At 60.7% G+C, this 18,028-nt stretch carries 14 protein-coding genes; 6 read left to right on the top strand and 8 right to left on the bottom strand.

Annotated elements, in window-relative coordinates; genetic code table 11:
- Window positions 1-205: 205 nt before the first annotated feature.
- Entirely contained in the window at window positions 206-1,630 is a 1,425-nt protein-coding gene (gene glnA, locus ACTNFJ_RS05485; RefSeq protein WP_435907214.1) for a type I glutamate--ammonia ligase, read from the bottom strand.
- A gap of 128 nt (window positions 1,631-1,758) precedes the next feature.
- Here glnA and ACTNFJ_RS05480 point away from each other — a divergent pair, with 128 nt between their 5' ends.
- A complete protein-coding gene (locus ACTNFJ_RS05480) occupies window positions 1,759-2,193 on the top strand; it encodes an RDD family protein (protein ID WP_435907213.1) in 435 nt (144 codons plus the stop codon).
- A 100-nt stretch (window positions 2,194-2,293) separates the two neighbouring features.
- Here ACTNFJ_RS05480 and ACTNFJ_RS05475 read toward each other — a convergent pair whose 3' ends face one another.
- The 3 genes from ACTNFJ_RS05475 to lpdA all read right to left on the bottom strand — a co-directional run bounded on the left by ACTNFJ_RS05475 (window position 2,294) and on the right by lpdA (window position 6,870).
- Window positions 2,294-2,995: a DUF4191 domain-containing protein gene (locus ACTNFJ_RS05475; RefSeq protein WP_435907212.1), complete on the bottom strand. Its 702-nt coding sequence runs from the start codon at window positions 2,993-2,995 to the stop codon at window positions 2,294-2,296.
- Between the two features lie 708 nt (window positions 2,996-3,703).
- Complete coding sequence (sucB, locus tag ACTNFJ_RS05470; protein WP_435907211.1) at window positions 3,704-5,446, bottom strand: 2-oxoglutarate dehydrogenase, E2 component, dihydrolipoamide succinyltransferase; 1,743 nt, start codon at window positions 5,444-5,446, stop codon at window positions 3,704-3,706.
- 50 nt (window positions 5,447-5,496) lie between these two features.
- Window positions 5,497-6,870, bottom strand: a complete 1,374-nt coding sequence (lpdA, locus tag ACTNFJ_RS05465; protein WP_435907210.1) for a dihydrolipoyl dehydrogenase — start codon at window positions 6,868-6,870, stop codon at window positions 5,497-5,499.
- 178 nt (window positions 6,871-7,048) lie between these two features.
- Here lpdA and ACTNFJ_RS05460 point away from each other — a divergent pair, with 178 nt between their 5' ends.
- Window positions 7,049-7,984, top strand: a complete 936-nt coding sequence (locus ACTNFJ_RS05460; protein WP_435907209.1) for a PAC2 family protein — start codon at window positions 7,049-7,051, stop codon at window positions 7,982-7,984.
- A 193-nt stretch (window positions 7,985-8,177) separates the two neighbouring features.
- A complete protein-coding gene (locus tag ACTNFJ_RS05455; protein ID WP_435907208.1) occupies window positions 8,178-9,503 on the top strand; it encodes an RNA polymerase sigma factor in 1,326 nt (441 codons plus the stop codon).
- A 58-nt stretch (window positions 9,504-9,561) separates the two neighbouring features.
- Here the strand turns inward: ACTNFJ_RS05455 and ACTNFJ_RS05450 are convergent, their stop codons facing one another.
- Window positions 9,562-9,783, bottom strand: coding sequence for a DUF7455 domain-containing protein (locus ACTNFJ_RS05450; protein ID WP_435907207.1), 222 nt, complete (start codon window positions 9,781-9,783; stop codon window positions 9,562-9,564).
- 207 nt (window positions 9,784-9,990) lie between these two features.
- On the opposite strand from ACTNFJ_RS05450, the gene ACTNFJ_RS05445 reads away from it, so the two are divergent.
- The gene (locus tag ACTNFJ_RS05445; RefSeq protein WP_435907206.1) at window positions 9,991-12,084 is read left to right on the top strand and encodes a DNA gyrase/topoisomerase IV subunit B; all 2,094 of its coding nucleotides are present in this window, start codon (window positions 9,991-9,993) and stop codon (window positions 12,082-12,084) included.
- Here the strand turns inward: ACTNFJ_RS05445 and ACTNFJ_RS05440 are convergent.
- Window positions 12,081-14,525: a DNA gyrase/topoisomerase IV subunit A gene (locus tag ACTNFJ_RS05440; RefSeq protein ID WP_435907205.1), complete on the bottom strand. Its 2,445-nt coding sequence runs from the start codon at window positions 14,523-14,525 to the stop codon at window positions 12,081-12,083. The genes ACTNFJ_RS05445 and ACTNFJ_RS05440 overlap by 4 nt on opposite strands.
- Window positions 14,526-14,550: 25 nt before the next feature.
- On the opposite strand from ACTNFJ_RS05440, the gene ACTNFJ_RS05435 reads away from it, so the two are divergent.
- Window positions 14,551-15,825 carry an alkaline phosphatase family protein gene (locus tag ACTNFJ_RS05435; RefSeq protein ID WP_435907204.1) on the top strand — a complete coding sequence of 425 codons (1,275 nt, stop codon included), beginning with the start codon at window positions 14,551-14,553 and terminating at the stop codon, window positions 15,823-15,825.
- Here ACTNFJ_RS05435 and sepH read toward each other — a convergent pair.
- Window positions 15,822-16,964 (bottom strand): septation protein SepH, encoded by a 1,143-nt coding sequence (gene sepH / locus ACTNFJ_RS05430; RefSeq protein ID WP_435907203.1) that lies wholly within the window; start codon window positions 16,962-16,964, stop codon window positions 15,822-15,824. The two genes, ACTNFJ_RS05435 and sepH, sit on opposite strands and share 4 nt — an antisense overlap.
- 203 nt (window positions 16,965-17,167) lie before the next feature.
- On the opposite strand from sepH, the gene ACTNFJ_RS05425 reads away from it, so the two are divergent.
- Window positions 17,168-17,458, top strand: a complete 291-nt coding sequence (locus ACTNFJ_RS05425; RefSeq protein ID WP_435907202.1) for a DUF4193 domain-containing protein — start codon at window positions 17,168-17,170, stop codon at window positions 17,456-17,458.
- Between the two features lies 1 nt (window position 17,459).
- On the opposite strand, the gene ACTNFJ_RS05420 is transcribed toward ACTNFJ_RS05425, so the two are convergent.
- Complete coding sequence (locus tag ACTNFJ_RS05420) at window positions 17,460-17,948, bottom strand: DUF3093 domain-containing protein (RefSeq protein ID WP_435907201.1); 489 nt, start codon at window positions 17,946-17,948, stop codon at window positions 17,460-17,462.
- Window positions 17,949-18,028 lie beyond the last annotated feature (80 nt).

Genomic DNA, 18,028 nt, shown 5'->3' with positions numbered 1-18,028 from the left:
GGCTGCCAGGCGTACGCTCGGCACTATGAAGCTGCTCACCTCCTTGCTCGAGGCCCTTCTGACCGAGGAAGGGCTAGATTTCGACGAGGAATTCGATTCTTGACACAGACACTCCCCGTTGGAGGAAAGCGAGAAGGACCACCGGGCTGAGTGCCCGGTGGTCCTTCTCCGTGTCTGTTTAGACCCCGCAGTGCAGCGTGTCTGTTTAGACCCCGTAGTACAGCTCGAACTCGTAGGGGTGCGGACGCAGTGCCATGGGCGCCAGTTCCGTCTCACGCTTAAGCGCGATCCAAGTTTCGATCAGTTCTTCGGTGAAAACGCCGCCTTCGAGCAAGAACTCATGATCCGCCTCAAGCGCTTCAAGCGCCTCCGACAGACTCCCCGGAACCTGGGGGATGCTCTTCAGCTCCTCCGGGGGAAGTTCGTAGAGATCCTTGTCGATCGGCTCCATCGGCTCGATGCGATTGCGGATACCATCGAGGCCAGCCATGAGCTGCGCGGCGAAGGCGAGGTAGGGGTTGCCAGAAGCGTCGGGGGCGCGGAACTCAATGCGCTTCGCCTTCGGGTTCGACCCGGTGAGGGGGATGCGCACTGCAGCAGAACGGTTGCCCGCGGAATACGCGAGGTTAACTGGCGCCTCGTAGCCCTTGACCAATCGGCGATAACTATTGATTGTCGGGTTCGTGAACGCCAACACCGCTGGGGCATGCTTGAGGATACCGCCGATGTACCAGCGAGCCAGGTCGCTGAGACCTGCGTAACCGTTCTCGTCGTAGAACAGCGGATCGCCACCCTTCCAGAGCGACATGTGAGTGTGCATGCCCGACCCGTTGTCGCCAAAGACCGGCTTCGGCATGAAGGTCGCGGTCTTGCCCCAGAGCTCTGCGGTGTTCTTCACGATGTACTTGAACTTCAAGACATCGTCTGCCGCGCACACCATTGTGTTGAAGCGATAGTTGATTTCTGCCTGACCCGGCGAACCCACCTCGTGGTGCGAGCGCTCCAAGTGCAGCCCGGCCTCGATCAGGCGCAACGAAATGTCGTCGCGGAGGTCAGCCTGCTTATCAACCGGCGAAACGGGGAAGTAGCCGCCCTTTTCGGGCGTCTTGTGTGAGAGGTTTCCGCCTTCGTCTTTTCGGGCGGAGTTCCACATCGCTTCTTCTGAATCGATGGCGTACATCGTGCTCTCCGGCTTCGACTCGAAACGCACCGAGTCGAAGATGTAGAACTCAGCTTCGGGAGCGAAGAACGCCGTGTCTGCAATGCCTGTGGACTCAAGGTAGCGCTCGGCCTTCTTGGCAACCTGACGCGGATCCTTTGAATAGATCTCGCCGGTTCGGGGGTTATAGATGTCGAAGATCAATACCAGCGTGCGCTCGGCACGGAACTGGTCGATGTAAGCGGTGGTGACATCGGGGATAAGCTGCATGTCGCTCTCGGCGATCCCAGCGAAACCACGAATCGACGATCCGTCGAACATCTGGCCGACCTCGAAGAAGTCGAGATCCACCGTGGCCGCCGGAACGTTGAAGTGCTGCTGCACTCCGGGCAAGTCGGTGAAGCGGATGTCGACGAACTTAACGTCCGTCTCCTTGATGAAGTCGAGTACTTCCTGCGGGGATGTGAACATACTGCTCCTCAGTTCTGGGCGCTCCTCGCGCCTTCGTTCACACACCACCCTACGCGAGGAGCGTTTCGCGACGGTGAGTTGAATGTTTCGCGCAGGTTACGCGACCGACTCGGAGGTAGCATGGTGGGATGCCAAAAACCCCTCAGCAGCAACGATTCGGAGACCTTGAACCGAGTGAATGGCCGGGTGAGCGGCTCGGCCTGCCGGAAGAGGGCCCGCGTTCGGTCGCCCGGGTCGGTCGTCGTTTTGCGGCCATTGCAATTGACTGGGGCATCGCCCTCGTCCTCACATTGTTGTTTCCTGGCGAAGGCGGCGGGGCGGCGTTCACGACGCTCATAATTTTCGCGGTCATGCAGATGGTTTTCATTCCCACGCTCGGTGGGTCGATCGGCCACCGTCTTCTCGGGCTGCGCGTGGTTCCGATAGCCGGTGGGTGGATCGGACTCTGGCGTCCGGCGGTGCGAACGCTACTGCTCGCCCTCGTCATCCCGGTGCTCGTGTGGGACTCTGATCAGCGCGGATTCCATGACAAAATTGCTGGAACAGTGCTCATACGAGCCTAGGGACGGGAACTTTCGGTCCAATCGAAGAAGGATGATCTGCCCAGCTGGTCGTCTTTCAAGCGGCATTGAAGTCGGGTGGCCGCGCTCCCGAGCAGCTGGATCAGCGTGGTCGTTGACCGCGGATCCGCATCGGGTCGACACCCTTCGGGATACCAACCGGGTCTGATTTCATCGACATGAGCCTGTTGAAAACGGTGGTGATTTCTGGCTTGCGTAGTACCGGTTTCAACTTAATCAGCGTTCGTGAGAGCTTGTGTAACGGAACAGCATTCTCATCTGGTCCCACCTGGAGGGTGGTGATTGGCACACCGGGGAGCATTCTCTTCAGCTGGGTTTCTTCCTTCGCCACCAGTTGCCGGGTACGTTGAGCCGGACCCTCGGCGATAAGCACGACTCCGCCCCGACCGACGACTCGGTACACCGCGTCTTGACTCCGGTTCATCGCAATCGGGACCTCAGAACCGCGCCAAGACCTGCGCAGAGCACCGTTGATTACCGCTCCGACCGCTCCCGGGCGGCCCTCAAGCTGCCGGTATGCCACCGACTCCGCTCGCCTTCCAAGAACGATCATCACGAGAAGAACGCCCACGAGGATACCGGTGACGGGCCAGAGGATCCACCCGAAAATGCCACCACCGAGGAGCCATGCTGCCAACACGGCAACGACAATCGGAAGGATGAAACTTGCGAGAAGGGCCAGCGTCAGATTGCGATCGTGCTGCTTCGTGTTCCGGTAGATCTGCACCATTTGCTTGATGCGACCGGGCTCCTTGTTCGCGCGCTGCTTCTTCTCTTTAGCCATAGGTTTCATCTTATCCTCTCGGCGTCCACACCCAGCTCACGCTTGATGAATGAGAATGTTGTCCACCTTTCATCTGGATCCAACTCGTGCACGGGACGGGTACCGCAGAGTTGAAGAAGCACCGTGAGTGCGACAGAGGCGGAGATTGGAGGAGAGGAATGATGATTGTCAATCTGAGCCGCAGGGCTCCAGCTGGCGAATCACTGCGTGCTGCCGAACTCGCATGGGTCGTTGAACACCTGGGAAGAATCGGTATTAGGTGTCGAGATGAAGGATGGTGTGTCGGAGAACTTCTGCCGAGCGAACTGGTGCTCGAAGGCGACGGTCTGACGCGGGGGACGGCGCTGAGTCGATTCCGGCAATGGGATCAAGCGTTTCGTGCTGCCCGGCACCGCCAGAAGGGGCATGACGCGGGCTGTCGCGCGCTCGGGGTGCCACGTTCCATGCTTGAACGCTTGCTCGTCGACTGTGCAGCTGGGCCGTCGGCTCGATACCTGTTGGAGGGCATAGACCAAGTCATCCTTGAACTGACGCGTTCCGAAACTCAGCGGATCTGGACGGTGGAATTCGCAGCAGAAGAGCTTGAACTGGCCATGCGCCGCCGCATTACGGCGTTTCGGCCAAGTGCTGATGCGTGGTCCCTGGGATGCTCGAAGGCCGCGGTACCCAGATGGGTGCACGCGGCCTTCGAGATGATGTGGTGGTGGATCAGTACCCGAGGTTCGCCTCGAACTGTCCGGCCTCCAGCCGAGTCTTCATCTGTGTGAGGAACCGAGCCGCGTCAGCCCCGTCGACGATGCGGTGATCGTAGGAGAGAGCAAGGTACACCGTGGAACGGATCGCGATCGAGTCGCCCTCCGGTCCGGAGACTACGACGGGCTTCTTCACCACTGCACCGGTTCCGAGGATGGCAACCTGCGGCAGGAACACGAGCGGGGTGTCAAACAGGGCCCCGCGCGATCCGGTGTTGGTGAGAGTGAAGGTGCCACCCGAAAGTTCATCAGGTGTGAGCTTGTTGTCTCGGGTCCGAGCGGCGAGATCCGCAATGTCTTGCGACAGCTGAGCGAGGTTCTTCTCGCCCGCCTCTCGCACGACTGGGGTGAGAAGCCCACGTTCCGTGTCCACTGCGATGCTGAGATTCTCAGTCGACGGGTAGACCATGTTCTCGCCGTCAACCGTCGCATTGATCACCGGATAGGTGCGCAATGCCTCAGCCGCAGCCAACGCGAAGAACGGAAGGAAGGACAACTTCGACCCCGTTTGCTTCAGGAACTCATCCTTATGGGTCTGTCGAAGCGCGGCGATGCGGGTGACATCGACCTCCACCACCGTGGTCAACTGTGCCGAGGATTGCAACGACTCGACCGCACGCGTAGCAATGACCTTGCGCAGCCGACTCATCTTCTGCGAGGTGCCGCGTAGCGGCGATACCTCAACGCCCGGCACGACCGCGCTGGCCCGGGCGGGAGTCTGCTGAGCTTGGGACTTCGCGGCAGCAAGAACGTCTTCTTTGCGAATACGTCCCCCAACACCTGTGCCGGAGACGCTGGCGAGATCGACTCCATGCTCGGAAGCGAGTTTTCGGACGATCGGAGTGACGTACCCGGAAGAAGGTGCAGGCGCCGCGGGTGCCGCCGCAGCAGGCGCCGCGGCTTCAGACGCTGCTGGCTTGGGTGCCGCAGCCGGGGTAGGAGCGGGCTCCGCGGCTGGCTCGGGCGCCTGCTCTTGCGCTTGCGCGGGAGCCTGAGTCGTGGCAGATTCCGGCGCGGGAGTCGCCGCAGCAACGTGCTCAGCCGTCGATGCCACGGAGCCACTACCAATGCGGGCGAGAACGCCCCCCACTTCCACGGTCTCGTCTTCCTGCACGACAATCTCTTGCAGGACGCCCGCGAAGGGTGCAGGCACCTCGGTGTCTACCTTGTCGGTGGAGACCTCGAGCAAGGGTTCATCAGCCTCGACCGAGTCGCCCACATTCTTCAGCCACCGAGTCACGGTTCCTTCCGTGATGCTCTCACCCAAGGAAGGAAGGACGACATCTTGGCCTTCTGCCACAGCCGAACCGCTGGCAGGAGCTGCTGGTGTCGGTGCTGGCTCGGAAGCTGGGCTCGAAACGTGCTCCTGGTGGGCAGCCGCGGGCTGCTCGGGTTCCGGGGCCGGTGCAGAGTCCGCGGGTGACGACTCAGCATCGGGCTGGCTCGACGCTGTGTCGGCACCCTTGCCGTCGCCAATTCGAGCTAATACTGCGCCGACTTCAGCGGTCTCATCCTCTTGCACGAGGATCTCTTCAAGCACGCCTGCAACCGGTGACGGAACCTCGGTGTCAACCTTGTCGGTCGAGACCTCGAGAAGCGGCTCGTCGACCTCAATTCGGTCACCAACGTTCTTCAACCAGCGCGTGACTGTTCCCTCAGTGACGCTCTCGCCCAGTGCGGGAAGCACAACCTCACTCATCGTGAATTCTCCGATCGTATTTCGTCTAGTGTCTGCCGAGTGCAGGGGTGCTAAATGGCGTGCAACGGCTTGCCGGCGAGCTTCAGCATGGTCTCACCAATCGTCTCATTCTGGGTCGGATGACCGTGCACAAACGGCGCGACATCTTCGGGGTACGCTTCCCAGTTCACGATCAGTTGCGCTTCGCCAACCAACTCGCCCACGCGTGAGCCAATCATGTGCACGCCGACGACCGGACCGTCTACCACGCGAACTGCTTTGATCGTGCCCGCTGTACCCAGAATTGAACTCTTTGCGTTGCCCGCGAGGTTGTATTCGTAGCTCGCCACTTGATCGGCGCCAAACTTCTCAACAGCCTTGGCTTCTGTCAGACCCACCGATGCAATCTCAGGTTCGCAGTAAGTGATCTTCGGGATATTGATATCCTCGACGACTACCGGATTCAGGCCCGCGATCTCTTCCGCCACAAAAATACCCTGCTGGTATCCGCGGTGAGCCAGCTGAAGGCCAGGCACGATGTCGCCCGCCGCATAGACACCAGGGACGTTCGTCGCCAGGCGATCGTTCGTGAGTACGAAGCCGCGATCCATCTCAACGCCGACCTCTTCGAAGCCCATGCCCTGTGTGAGCGGGCCGCGACCCACCGCAACGAGAAGGTAGTCAGCATCGACGGTGGAACCGTCTTCCATCGTGACGGTTACTCCAGAGGCAGTCTGCGATACCGACTGGAATCGAACACCGAGCTTGTACTCGATTCCGCGCTTGCGGAACGCACGCTCAAGCTGCTTGGAGATGGATTCTTCTTCATTCGGCACAAGGTGGGGGAGACCCTCAATGATGGTGACTTCAGAACCGAAGGAACGCCACACGCTGGCAAACTCGACACCGATGACTCCGCCACCCAGAATCGCCACCTTGTTCGGGATTTCGTCGAGCTCCAGCGCGTGCTCACTGGCGATAACTCGTCCTGTGATCTCGAGACCGGGTAACGAACGGGAGTAGGACCCGGTCGCGAGGAGCACGTGCTTCCCGGTGAATTGGTCGTCGCCCACCTGCACGGTATCCGGGGAGATCAGGCGCCCTTCGCCGGCAATCACGGTGATGCCGTTTGCCTTGAGCAGGCCCTGGAGACCTTTGAACTTGCCGTCCACAAGCTTGGTGCGGAACGCAGTCACTGCGCTGATGTCTATGCTCTCCACAGTGGAGTTCACACCGTACGTCGCTCCCTCGCGCGCTACGTCAGCGACCTCGGCTGAGTGGAGCAGAGCCTTCGTGGGGACGCAGCCGCGGTGCAAACAGGTGCCGCCCAGCTTGTCCTTCTCAATGACCACGACGCTCATGCCGAGCTGCGTCGCGCGGATTGCTGCGGCGTAGCCGGCGCTGCCGCCACCCAAGACAACGATGTCAAACTGCTGATCGGCCAAGTGGGATCTCCCTCGGAAATTCGCGAAGCGGTGAAAAAAGCTGCATCCGGTTGTGCCGGTGCACCGGGTCAAGCCTACTACCGCTGGGTCGTTTTGGCGGGTGGAGCTGTGTGCGCGGTTCGCTCAGGGCGTCACCATAGTGAGGGTGTCGGCGCGAGCTGGTTCGTAGAATGAGAGCGTGTCTGATTCCATTTTCTCCGCTGAGTACGCAGAACGTCGAGCCACGGTGCCCAAGGGCGTTCCACTCGTCGTGGCGCTGCGCGGCCTGAGTGATGCGGGCGGCGTCATCACTCAGCTCGAGGGATTCCTCTGGGACCGGTACGACCCGGAGGAGATACTGCGGTTCAATGCAGACCTCCTCCTCGACTACCGTTCCCGGAGGCCGCTCATTACCTTTGAAGAAGACCACTTCGTCGATTACTCGCCTGAAGAGCTCACTCTGAGTCTCGCCCGAGATGATCTTGGGTCGCCGTTCCTCATTCTTAGTGGTTTCGAGCCTGACTTCCGCTGGGACCACTTCATCGATACGGTGCTCATGCTTGTGCACGAGTTCGAGGTGTCGACCACTGTTTGGACGCATGCCATCCCGATGCCGGTGCCGCATACCCGTCCCATTCGCATGACGGTGAGTGGATCTCGTGACGACATCATCGAGGCCCATTCTGTCTGGCGACCCACAACGAAGCTCGCAGCGTCGGCATCGCATGTTCTTGAGTACCGGCTGCATAGCCTCGGCGAGGAGGTCGTGGGATTTGCGCTTCTCGTCCCTCACTACCTTGCAAATACCGAATATCCCGATGCACTGCTCACCGCACTTGACGGGTTCATGGCCGCAACCGGGCTGCTGTTTGCCACCGATACGGTCCGTGAGGCATCGGAGGGATTCCATCGGCAGGTCGATTCGCAGATCGGCGAAAACGACGAATCGAGCGAGATGGTGCGCGGTTTGGAGTCTCGGTACGACGCCTACATAGAAGACCAGACCGCGCGCTCACCCTTGGTCGGTGAGGACGGGTCACTACCGACGGCGGATCAGCTCGCGAGCGAGCTGGAACGATTCCTTGCCCAGCAACGTGACCCAGATCCGGGGGAGCAGCCTCAGCCTGGTCTTTAGCGGTCTCTGGGCATGCAATAATTGGAAGGTAGCCCATTCAATCCGGCTGTGTAGGTGGCAAACCAGCACTCCGGGCTTGACATGGGTTTTCATGGTATGCGCTGCAGGCGGATTTCTCTGATTCAGCGCGTGTCAACCTTGGCTCGTTCGAGCCAGCTACAGAACACCAGCACCGACACAGAGAGGCGGCCGCGTGGCGACTGCATCTACGTCCAAGACCTCAGCGAAATCGAAGGTCAGTGAGGGCGACACCGAATCGCCCGCGACAGAGACCCCGGAAGCATCAGCTCCGGCACCGAAGACAGCCGCAAAGCGGGCACCAGCCAAGACGGCGGCAAAACCTGCCGCCGAGAAGAAGCCTGCGGCGAAGAAGGCAGTGACGCGCAAGCCTGCTGCCCGTAAGACCAAGGCAGCAGCCGCAGACATCCTCGAAGACGACGAGAAGCTCGAAGAAGGCGTCGATGTTGGCGTGAACGATGACGACTCCGACGACGAAGGCGCATCGGACACACCAAATTCGACGATGACGGAGCCCCTGCCGACCGGGGCAATCGTCTTGAAGGCACGCGACGAGGAAGACGTGCCGACCGTTACCACCCTGATTCCGGGGGCGACCGCTGATCCGGTGAAGGACTACCTGAAGCAGATCGGTAAGGTGGCCCTGCTCAATGCGGCCGAAGAGGTCGAGCTCGCGATGCGCATCGAGGCCGGACTGTTCGCGGAAGAAAAGCTCGCAACCGAGAAGAACCTTCCGAAGAAGCTCGAGCGCGAGTTGAAGTGGGTCGCCCGGGATGGCCAGCGAGCTAAGAGCCATTTGCTCGGAGCGAACTTGCGCCTGGTGGTGTCACTCGCAAAGAGGTACACCGGTCGCGGTATGCAGTTCCTCGATTTGATTCAAGAGGGCAACCTCGGCCTGATCCGTGCGGTCGAGAAGTTTGATTACACCAAGGGTTTCAAGTTTTCGACTTACGCAACCTGGTGGATCCGCCAGGCCATCACGCGTGCCATGGCTGATCAGGCTCGAACCATCCGTATTCCGGTGCACATGGTTGAGGTCATCAATAAGCTCGCGCGAGTCCAGCGTCAGATGTTGCAGGATCTGGGCCGCGAGCCCACGCCTGAAGAGTTGAGTCGCGAGCTCGATATGACCCCTGAAAAGGTTGTCGAGGTTCAGAAGTACGGCCGTGAGCCCATCTCGCTGCACACACCTTTGGGTGAAGATGGCGATAGCGAATTTGGTGACTTGATCGAAGACACCGAGGCAGTGGTCCCGGCCGACGCGGTCGGTTTCACGATGCTTCAGCAACAGCTCGAGCAACTCCTCGATTCGCTCAGCGAACGTGAGGCCGGCGTGATCCGCATGCGCTTTGGGCTTGGAGATGGCATGCCGAAGACCCTTGATCAGATTGGCGATACCTTTGGGGTCACCCGGGAGCGCATTCGTCAGATTGAGTCAAAGACCATGGCGAAATTGCGGCATCCGAGTCGCAGCCAGCAGCTGCGGGACTACCTCGAGTAGGCCGACATATGAGAAGAGCCGGGCCCAAGGGCCCGGCTCTTCTCATATGTGAGGCGCGCTACGCGCTTAACCTATGGGTCTCGTCGTGCCACACCTCGGCGATTGGCTTCAGTTTCTCTTCGTGCTTCCTGGCGTGATGCCCGCAGAAGAGCAATTCACTTCCACTGAGTACCGCACGCACATAGGCTTGTGCGCCGCAGCTATCGCAACGGTCTAGACCCGACATGGGTCGATCGGCGGCGACTGCAGTATCGGTGCGATCTTGCTCAAGGGTCGTCATGGCATCCTCCGCTCGTCCATTTGTCCCATCAAACCACGTTTCGCTGACGTTCACTCCCAGTTCGGGTGCCGTTTCGCTGACCGCGTAGCATCCAAGTAACTCGCGAGATCAGAGTGCGGCCGGATTCGATCTCCTGCGGAGAGCCACCCCCAGAGTGTCGGCGCCCTGATCTAGGGTGGGAGGGTTCAGGTGGAAGGAATCTCGTACGTGGCCGATTCGAATTACTCAGCTCGACATCTCACAGTGTTAGAGGGCCTGGAAGCCGTGCGCAAGCGGCCCGGCATGTACATCGGCACCACCGATTCGCGCGGCCTCATGCACTGCCTCTGGGAAATCATTGACAATTCGGTCGATGAGGCGCTGGCTGGGCACGGCACCGAGATTGGTATTGTGCTGCATTCAGATGGCAGTGTCTCGGTAAGTGACCGTGGTCGTGGGGTGCCGGTTGACCTTGAGCCGAAAAGTGGGCTCACGGGCGTCGAACTCGTATTCACCAAGCTGCATGCCGGTGGCAAATTCGGCGGGGGTGGCTACGCGTCGTCGGGTGGCCTCCACGGCGTGGGGGCGTCCGTAGTGAACGCTCTCTCATCGCGTCTCGACGTCGAGGTAGACCGCGACGGTAAGACTTGGGCGATGTCATTTCGACATGGCGAGCCTGGGCGGTTCGCGGGCGACGGGCCCGACAGCGCGTTCACCCCATTCGAGGATTCTTCGGAACTCCGTGTGATCGGCAAAGTCGCCAAGGGGGTAACCGGCACTCGGGTTCGCTACTGGGCTGATCCACAGATCTTCTTGTCAACCGCACGATTCGAGCCTGAGTCGCTGGTATCTCGTGCTCGGCAAACGGCTTTCTTGGTGCCGGGCCTCGGCATTGAGATACGTGATGAACGTCCGGAATCACTGTCCGACAGTGGTGAACCCGAGATCCACCAGTTCCGGTACGAGGGCGGGCTGAGCGAATTCGTTGACTTCCTTGCGGTCGACGGTCCGCTGACTGACACCTGGAGGCTGACCGATACCGGGAGCTTCACTGAGACTGTGCCCGTCATGGATGAGATCTCGGGTGCTCTTGTCTCCCGCGAAGTGGAGCGAAGCTGCGAGGTCGATATTGCGATGCGCTGGGGCACCGGGTACGACACCGAGGTGCAGAGTTTTGTGAACATCATCTCCACGCCCAAGGGCGGCACTCATCTTGCCGGGTTCGAGCAGGGCCTCGTGCGCTTCTTTCGAAAGCAGATTGAAGCAAACGCCCGCAAACTCAAATCGGGCACCGATAAGCCGGAGAAGGATGACATTCTCACGGGACTAACGGCAGTCATTTCCGTGCGATTACCCGAGCCACAGTTTGAGGGCCAGACTAAAGAGGTTCTTGGTACCGCCGCGGTGCGGCAGATTGTAGCCCGAGCCGTGGCGAAGGGGCTCGACGAGCGATATGCGTCGGTGAAGAAGCACGACAAGGCGCAAACTGGATCTCTGTTGGAGAAGATGGTCGCGGAAATGAAGTCGCGCATCGCCCTCCGTGCGCAGCGCGACACGGCCCGCAGGAAGAGCTCGCTCGAAAGCTCCACGCTTCCGGCGAAGCTCATCGACTGTAGGTCGCGAAATGTTGCCGACACCGAGCTTTTTATTGTGGAGGGCGACAGCGCTTTGGGCACCGCCCGGCCAGCGCGAGACAGCGAGTACCAAGCTCTTCTCCCTATCAGGGGGAAGATCTTGAACGTGCAGAAAGCATCAGTTGCAGAAATGCTCAATAATGCAGAATGCAGCTCGATCATCAAGGTCATTGGCGCGGGCTCGGGCCGTGACTTCGACCTGGACGCGGTGAGGTATGGCAAAGTGATCCTGATGAGTGACGCGGACGTCGACGGAGCTCACATTCGTACGCTACTGCTGACACTGTTCTTTCGGTACATGCGTCCGATGCTCGAGGCTGGACGGGTCTATGCGGCGGTGCCTCCGCTGCACCGGGTGATCGTTCCCCAGCCCGGGAAGAAGCCCAACGACGTGACGTATACCTACAGCGAGATCGAACTCAAGAGCCTCCTCGCAGACTTGCAGAAGCGTGGAAAGAGGTACCTTGAGCCGATACAGCGGTACAAGGGTCTCGGTGAGATGGATGCTGATCAGCTTGCTGAGACCACGATGGATCGCGAGCATCGCACCCTGCGCCGTGTCCAGGTGGCAGATGCTCACAATGCCGCGCAGATTTTCGAGCTGCTGATGGGCAATGAGGTCGCGCCCCGCAAGGAATTCATTGTCGACAACGCCGACGATCTCGACCGGGAGCGGATCGACGCTTAGGGTGCCGAACCAATAAACGCGGCAGCACCGTCAATTGGCGTGCCGCTCCCATCGCGCTTGCCGGTCTCAGTCGGCAGTTTGCGCACGCTCCCATCAACAGCAAGGGCGCGCGGCTCTTCGATTCCGACCCAACCGCAAGCCAACTGGTCTTCTCCTTTGAGAAAACGGTGTGCGCGCACACCGCCGGTAGCGCGGCCCTTGGCGGGAAACTCTGCCCAATCGGACACTTTTGCCGTGGCTACGTCAATCCCTGGCAGGGTGAGCGAGCTGTCGGCGACCGTAACAACTTGCGCGGATGTACCTAGCGGCAGGGCGGTCGCGAATATGATGCGCGCGTCGGCGCTCAACTTCATACCAGCCATCCCCCCGGCCCCCCGGCCCTGCGGGCGCACGTGCGCAGCACTAAAGCGGAGTAGCTGGGCGTCAGTGGCGAGCATGGCCACCTCATAGCCATCAGGTGCCGGGAAAGCGGCAACGACCCGGTCGCCGGACTTCAGGCTGATGATTTCAAACTCGGGTTTGGCCGGGAGATCTCGCAACACCACCCGTTTGACCACCCCATGCTCGGTGACGATGCCAATGGGTGTGTCGGTCTCGAACTCAACCAGCCCGACGATTCGAAGCTGTTTGTCTGGAAGGCCAAGGTAGGAAGCGAGAGAGACGCCTGCGGAAAATGCAACTGAGGCGCCGGGGACCGTTGGGAGATCCACCGGCGAGAATCGGTGGATCTGGCCGTTCGAGAGCACCGCCCCGACCTCGCCACGCACCGTCGCAGGGACCGTGGAACGCAGTGCGCCATGTTTGTTGGGTCTGGAGGATCTGCCCTGGTAGCCCACGCTATCGGGGTCTCTATCGATCCTCAGGGCGCGCCCGGTCACGGAAAGCATCACGGTGCACGGAGTGTCGGCCACCTGGAGTGCCGAAGCACCGACAGCTGCCGCCCGGCTGGGCCTGGCAACGGCACCGGTGAGTACGGTGCGGCGTGGAGTACCGTATGCCAGCGAGGCGGCGTCCAGCTCATCAGACACGACCTGGCGCAGCCGGTCGCTGTTGCCAAGTATCTCAAGCAACGCCTCAATCTCAGAGCGCAGTTGATCTCGTTCCGCCTCGAGTTCGACTCGAGAAAACTTGGTGAGCCGACGCAGTCGAAGCTCCAGAATGTACTCGGCCTGGGCCTCGCTGAGATCGAACACTTGCATCAAGCGACCGCGAGCGGTCTCCGCGTCGTCGCTGGTGCGGATCAGCTGAATGACCTCGTCGATGTCGAGAATCGCCACGAGCAGGCCCTCGACGAGATGCAGGCGTTCTCGCCGTTTGCGGAGCCGATACTCGCTTCGCCTCTTCACGACCGAAAGTCGATGCTCGAGGAAGACGCGCAGCATCTCAGGAAGGCTGAGAGTCTGTGGCTGGCCGTTCACTAGGGCGACCGAGTTGATGCTGAACGAATCCTCGAGCGGGGTGAAGCGATAGAGCTGTTCCAATACCGCCTCGGGGCTGAAGCCAGTCTTGAGCGAAATGACCAGGCGCAAACCGTTTTTTCGATCGGTGTAGTCAGCGACGTCACTGATTCCTGAGAGCTTCTTGTTTTCGACCCCTTGCTTAATCTTTTCGATCACGCGCTCCGGCCCGACCAAATGCGGAAGCTCGGTGACGATCAAGCCGTTCTTTCGAGCGGTGAGCTGCTCGATCTTGACCTGCGCCCGGGTACGAAAGGCACCCCGCCCCGTGCGATACGCATCAGTGACGCCGTCAAGACCGACGATTACCCCGCCTCCGGGGAGATCTGGTCCCGGAATAAACTCCATCAACTCCTCAAGCGTGGCCTCGGGATGCCACAGGAGGTGTTTCGCGCCCTCCACGACCTCGATCAGATTGTGGGGTGCAAGGTTTGTGGCCATGCCCACAGCGATGCCGCTTGCTCCGTTTACCAGGAGGTTCGGTATTGCCGCCGGCAGTACGTCGGGCTGCATGATCTGGTTATCGTAGTTCGGCACAAAATCCACAACGTCTTCGTCGAGTGATTCTGTCATCGCAAGGGCAGCGCCCGCGAGACGCGCCTCGGTGTAACGCGACGCAGCGGGGCCGTCATCGAGAGAACCGAAATTGCCGTGCCCGTCGACGAGGGGCAGCCGCATCGCAAAACTCTGGGCCATCCGCACAAGAGCGTCATAGATCGATGAATCGCCGTGCGGGTGCAGCTTGCCCATGACCTCTCCGACCACGCGGGCCGACTTAACGTGGCCCTTCTCCGGCCGCAATCCCATATCGGTCATCATGAAGAGAATGCGTCGCTGCACAGGCTTCAAGCCGTCGCGCGCGTCTGGGAGGGCCCGGGAATAGATCACCGAATAGGCATACTCGAGAAATGAAGCTTCCATTTCACTGGAGATGTCGATGTCTTCGATGCGCTCTACTGCGGCGCCGGCGGTGTGATCTGTCACTACTTACAATCCCTGGGTGGTTACGATGGTGCTCATGCTACCGATCGCTACCGACAACGGCGCGAGGCTGGCCGCGATTCTGCCCACCGGACTTGCCGCCGTCGCCCGTTGCCTCGGCACCGACCCAGCTGAGGTCCTTACTCGTGCCTGTGGTATCTCGCCAAATGCGGTCGCCACCAGCGTCGTGCCAGACGTGATTTCGATCCCGCCTTTACGTTCTTTCGTGATGGTTGTCGTTGACGGACTGGGCCACGCGAACCTGCAAGCACGCGCGGCCCACGCCCGCACAATCAGTCGCATGCCGACCCGGCGCATCGAAACAGTGATTCCGTCTACCACGGGGGCGGCACTCACGACGCTGACCACGGGTCGTCTTCCCGGAGAACACGGGCTCATCGGCTATCGAATTCGACACCCTGAACACGGCTTGGTCAGCACACTTAAAGACTGGAACGGAATCTCCGATCGACGGGTCTGGCAGCGATCCACACCACTATTCGAACTGGCAGCAGCCATTGGAGCGCGGCCAGTGGCAATCGGGAGACCAGCACACGCCACCGGCGGATTGACTGAGGCGATCCTGACGGGAGCCGAGTATCACGGAGCCGTGACGATAGCGGATCGCTGTGCGATCGCATCGAGGCTTCTGCGAGACGGCGACCCCGTCGTGGCGTACCTCTATATCGACGAACTCGACAAGGCTGCGCACTCCGCCGGCTGGCAGAGCGACCTCTGGCTGAAGCGCCTCGAGCAGTTGGACGCGGCGCTCGAGGATCTCCTGCGCACGCTGCCGGGAGATGTCGGCGTAGTGGTCACCGCAGATCACGGCATGATCGATGTGCCAGAACAACGCCGTATCGTGCTGGGCCTTGATACCCCAGCATTTAGTGGGGTTGCGGAGGTCGGGGGAGAACCGCGCATGCGGTCACTGTATCTGCACGAGCATGTTGATCCAGTCGAGGTTGCCGTACGGGTCGGGGCAGCGCTGGGCAAGCTTGCATGGGTAGGCACGCGTTCAGAGGCGATAGAGGGCGGATGGTTTGGGCCGACGGCACCTGTCGTTGCTGAACGCCTGGGCGATGTTATCGTCACAGGCCGCGGCCAGCTGTGCTTTTCCTTGCCCGGAGACAGCCCCGAAGCACGCGCCATGGTCGGGCAGCATGGCGGTTTGAGTTCGGAAGAACGAGGCGTGCCCCTGGCGCTCGGCGGGGCCCTCGAGGGAAGCGGGTTCGCAGCGCTCCTGGCACGGGTCGCAGCCGCGGACGCGTCCGCAGGCAAGAGCGCTGCCTCTGCGAATTAAGCCGGGTCTTCGTCGCTCCGAGTGCCGAAAAGAATGTCGTCCCAGCTGGGAATCGCCGTGCGTCCTCTCCCGCGTTTGGGCTTTTCGTCGAGGGCCGGTGCGTCGGCACCGGGGAGCCCGCTCGGACCTGCCGACGGTGCGGGATCAGAGGCCTGTGCTGACGAATCAATATCGGTCAGGCGGAAGGAGTCACCCGTTCGATCCTCCGCCGAAGCCTCAGCAAACGGGGCAACGGGGAGGCCATCCTGTGCGTGGGTTTCTCGCTCTCCTCGGCGCCTCCGAAGCGCATCTAGGAGATCTGCGGTTTGGCCGAGGTCCGGCAAATCGTGGTCTGTCGACTTGATCGCACGCTGATCGATCTCCCGGCGCCGTGCGAATTCTGCGGTCGAATCCACGATCGGGATAGAGCCGGTGGAGGGATGACCCGCCGCTCGTGCTGCTTCCGCTCCGCTCGATGCAGGCGAGGCTTGCGCAGCGTCGTCGTCACTCAGGTCAAGCGAAAGCTTCTCTGGGTCAAATGCTCCGGAGTCGAATCGATCACGCTCTGGGTTTGCGTCAACCGCGCGTAGCTTGGGGATTAGGCGTTCCCCAACCTCACCCTGTTGCGACAGCGTCACGGCATCCGGTGTGAGCGGAGCGAGGAGCCCCTTCCGGTGCTCGAATGACCAGATGGCCCGATGCGCTACTTCGTGCGACGTGAAGTCGAGCCCGATCATCCACCCGGCCTCTTCATCGCGCCAGGACCGCCACTCGGCATCCGCAGCGCCGAGCCCAACTAGTCGTTCGGCGATGACTGTTCCGAACTGCTGTTCTGAGCCCTCAATCGGGCTTGTACGCACGGAGACTGCGTGAGCCGAAGCGAGGATAAATCTTCGCTCCGCGAGGACCGGTTCCTCGTAGCGCTCAATATCGGTGTCTTCAGCTCCGGTGATCTCAACGATTTCCGCGCGGGACTTTCCAGCTCGAACGAGGGACTGGATCTCGCGCGGGCTCACACGCGGCGTCTCACGCTCTCGACGGCTGAGATGCCGAAGCTCGGCGAAAACCGTTTCGTCAACGACAAGTCGGTGCTCGTTTCCAGCATCGTCTGCGACGACCAGAGACTGGTCTTCGCGTCGCACAAAGCGCAGTTCATCCATTGTCACTTTCCTCCCGTGATTGCACTCAGGTTGTCACGATTCGAGTCGCTTCGCCGCCATTGACCCGGCGGGTGAGCAAATCTCTTTGCCCCCGTTTGCGACTCGCGCCCGGGTGTCGGGTTTGCGTCAAGTGGGTATTGTGGTGCAAACTATGCCCGCCGAAGGGTAACACCCACCACGACAGACAGGGAACGCTGCAGAGCATGGCCACCGATTACGATGCCCCCCGCAAGAATGACGAAGAGACCGACTCGATCGAGGCTCTCAAAGAGCGTGTACCCGCAAAGGGTTCATCTGCCATCGACTCGGAAGACTCCGATAATCCAGGATTCGAACTTGCCGGTGCCGATCTGTCGGACATGGAGCTTGACGTTGTGGTGCTCCCACAGCAAGATGATGAGTTCACCTGCGTGAACTGCTTTTTGGTGCGTCATCGTTCACAGATGGATCACCAGGCCGACCTCGGCCCCGTGTGCGCGGAGTGTGCAGCCTAACTTAATGAGATTGCGCCGCGCGCAAGGCCGTGAGCAGATCGCCAGGTCGCCGTGTCGTCAGGATCCACTGAGGCGTCGGGTCGCTGGGATCCTCGAGCGCAACACGCACTCCAGTGTGAATGTAGCCTCGAACGAGCAGGAAGGTGCGCGCATCAAGGCCCGGGCCGAGCGCTGCGCGAAGTGAATCTCGATTCAACGCCTCAGCGTCGCCGAGTGCAGTCACAGGGATTCGGGCCGAGCCGGCGCTCAGGTGACCATCACTCACTTCGATCGTCGGCGCGAAGGCGAAGAGCGAGCCCGCGATGATCACATAGAGCCCGATTGCGACGGGGAGTGCCCAGTCTGAATTCAGAGGAGTTACCGTGAGCATCACCGCCGGAATCAATAGCAGCAACGCAATATAGAGCCCCGGTCCTGGGGCGAGCCGCTCTCGAAAGATCTTTTCGAATGAGCCAGCGTGAGGGGCTGTTGGATCGATGGGCTTATGCATGCATCGATTATCTCGCGCAGTGCGATCTGCAAACCTGAGCGTCAGACTCCTTTCGTGTGCACTCCAGCGCACGTCCGCCA

Source organism: Leucobacter shiyiweii, from assembly GCF_052446065.1.
GTDB lineage: Bacteria > Actinomycetota > Actinomycetes > Actinomycetales > Microbacteriaceae > Leucobacter.
Note: the sequence above shows the minus strand (reverse complement) of the source record. Positions and strands in the feature narration are given on the sequence as shown.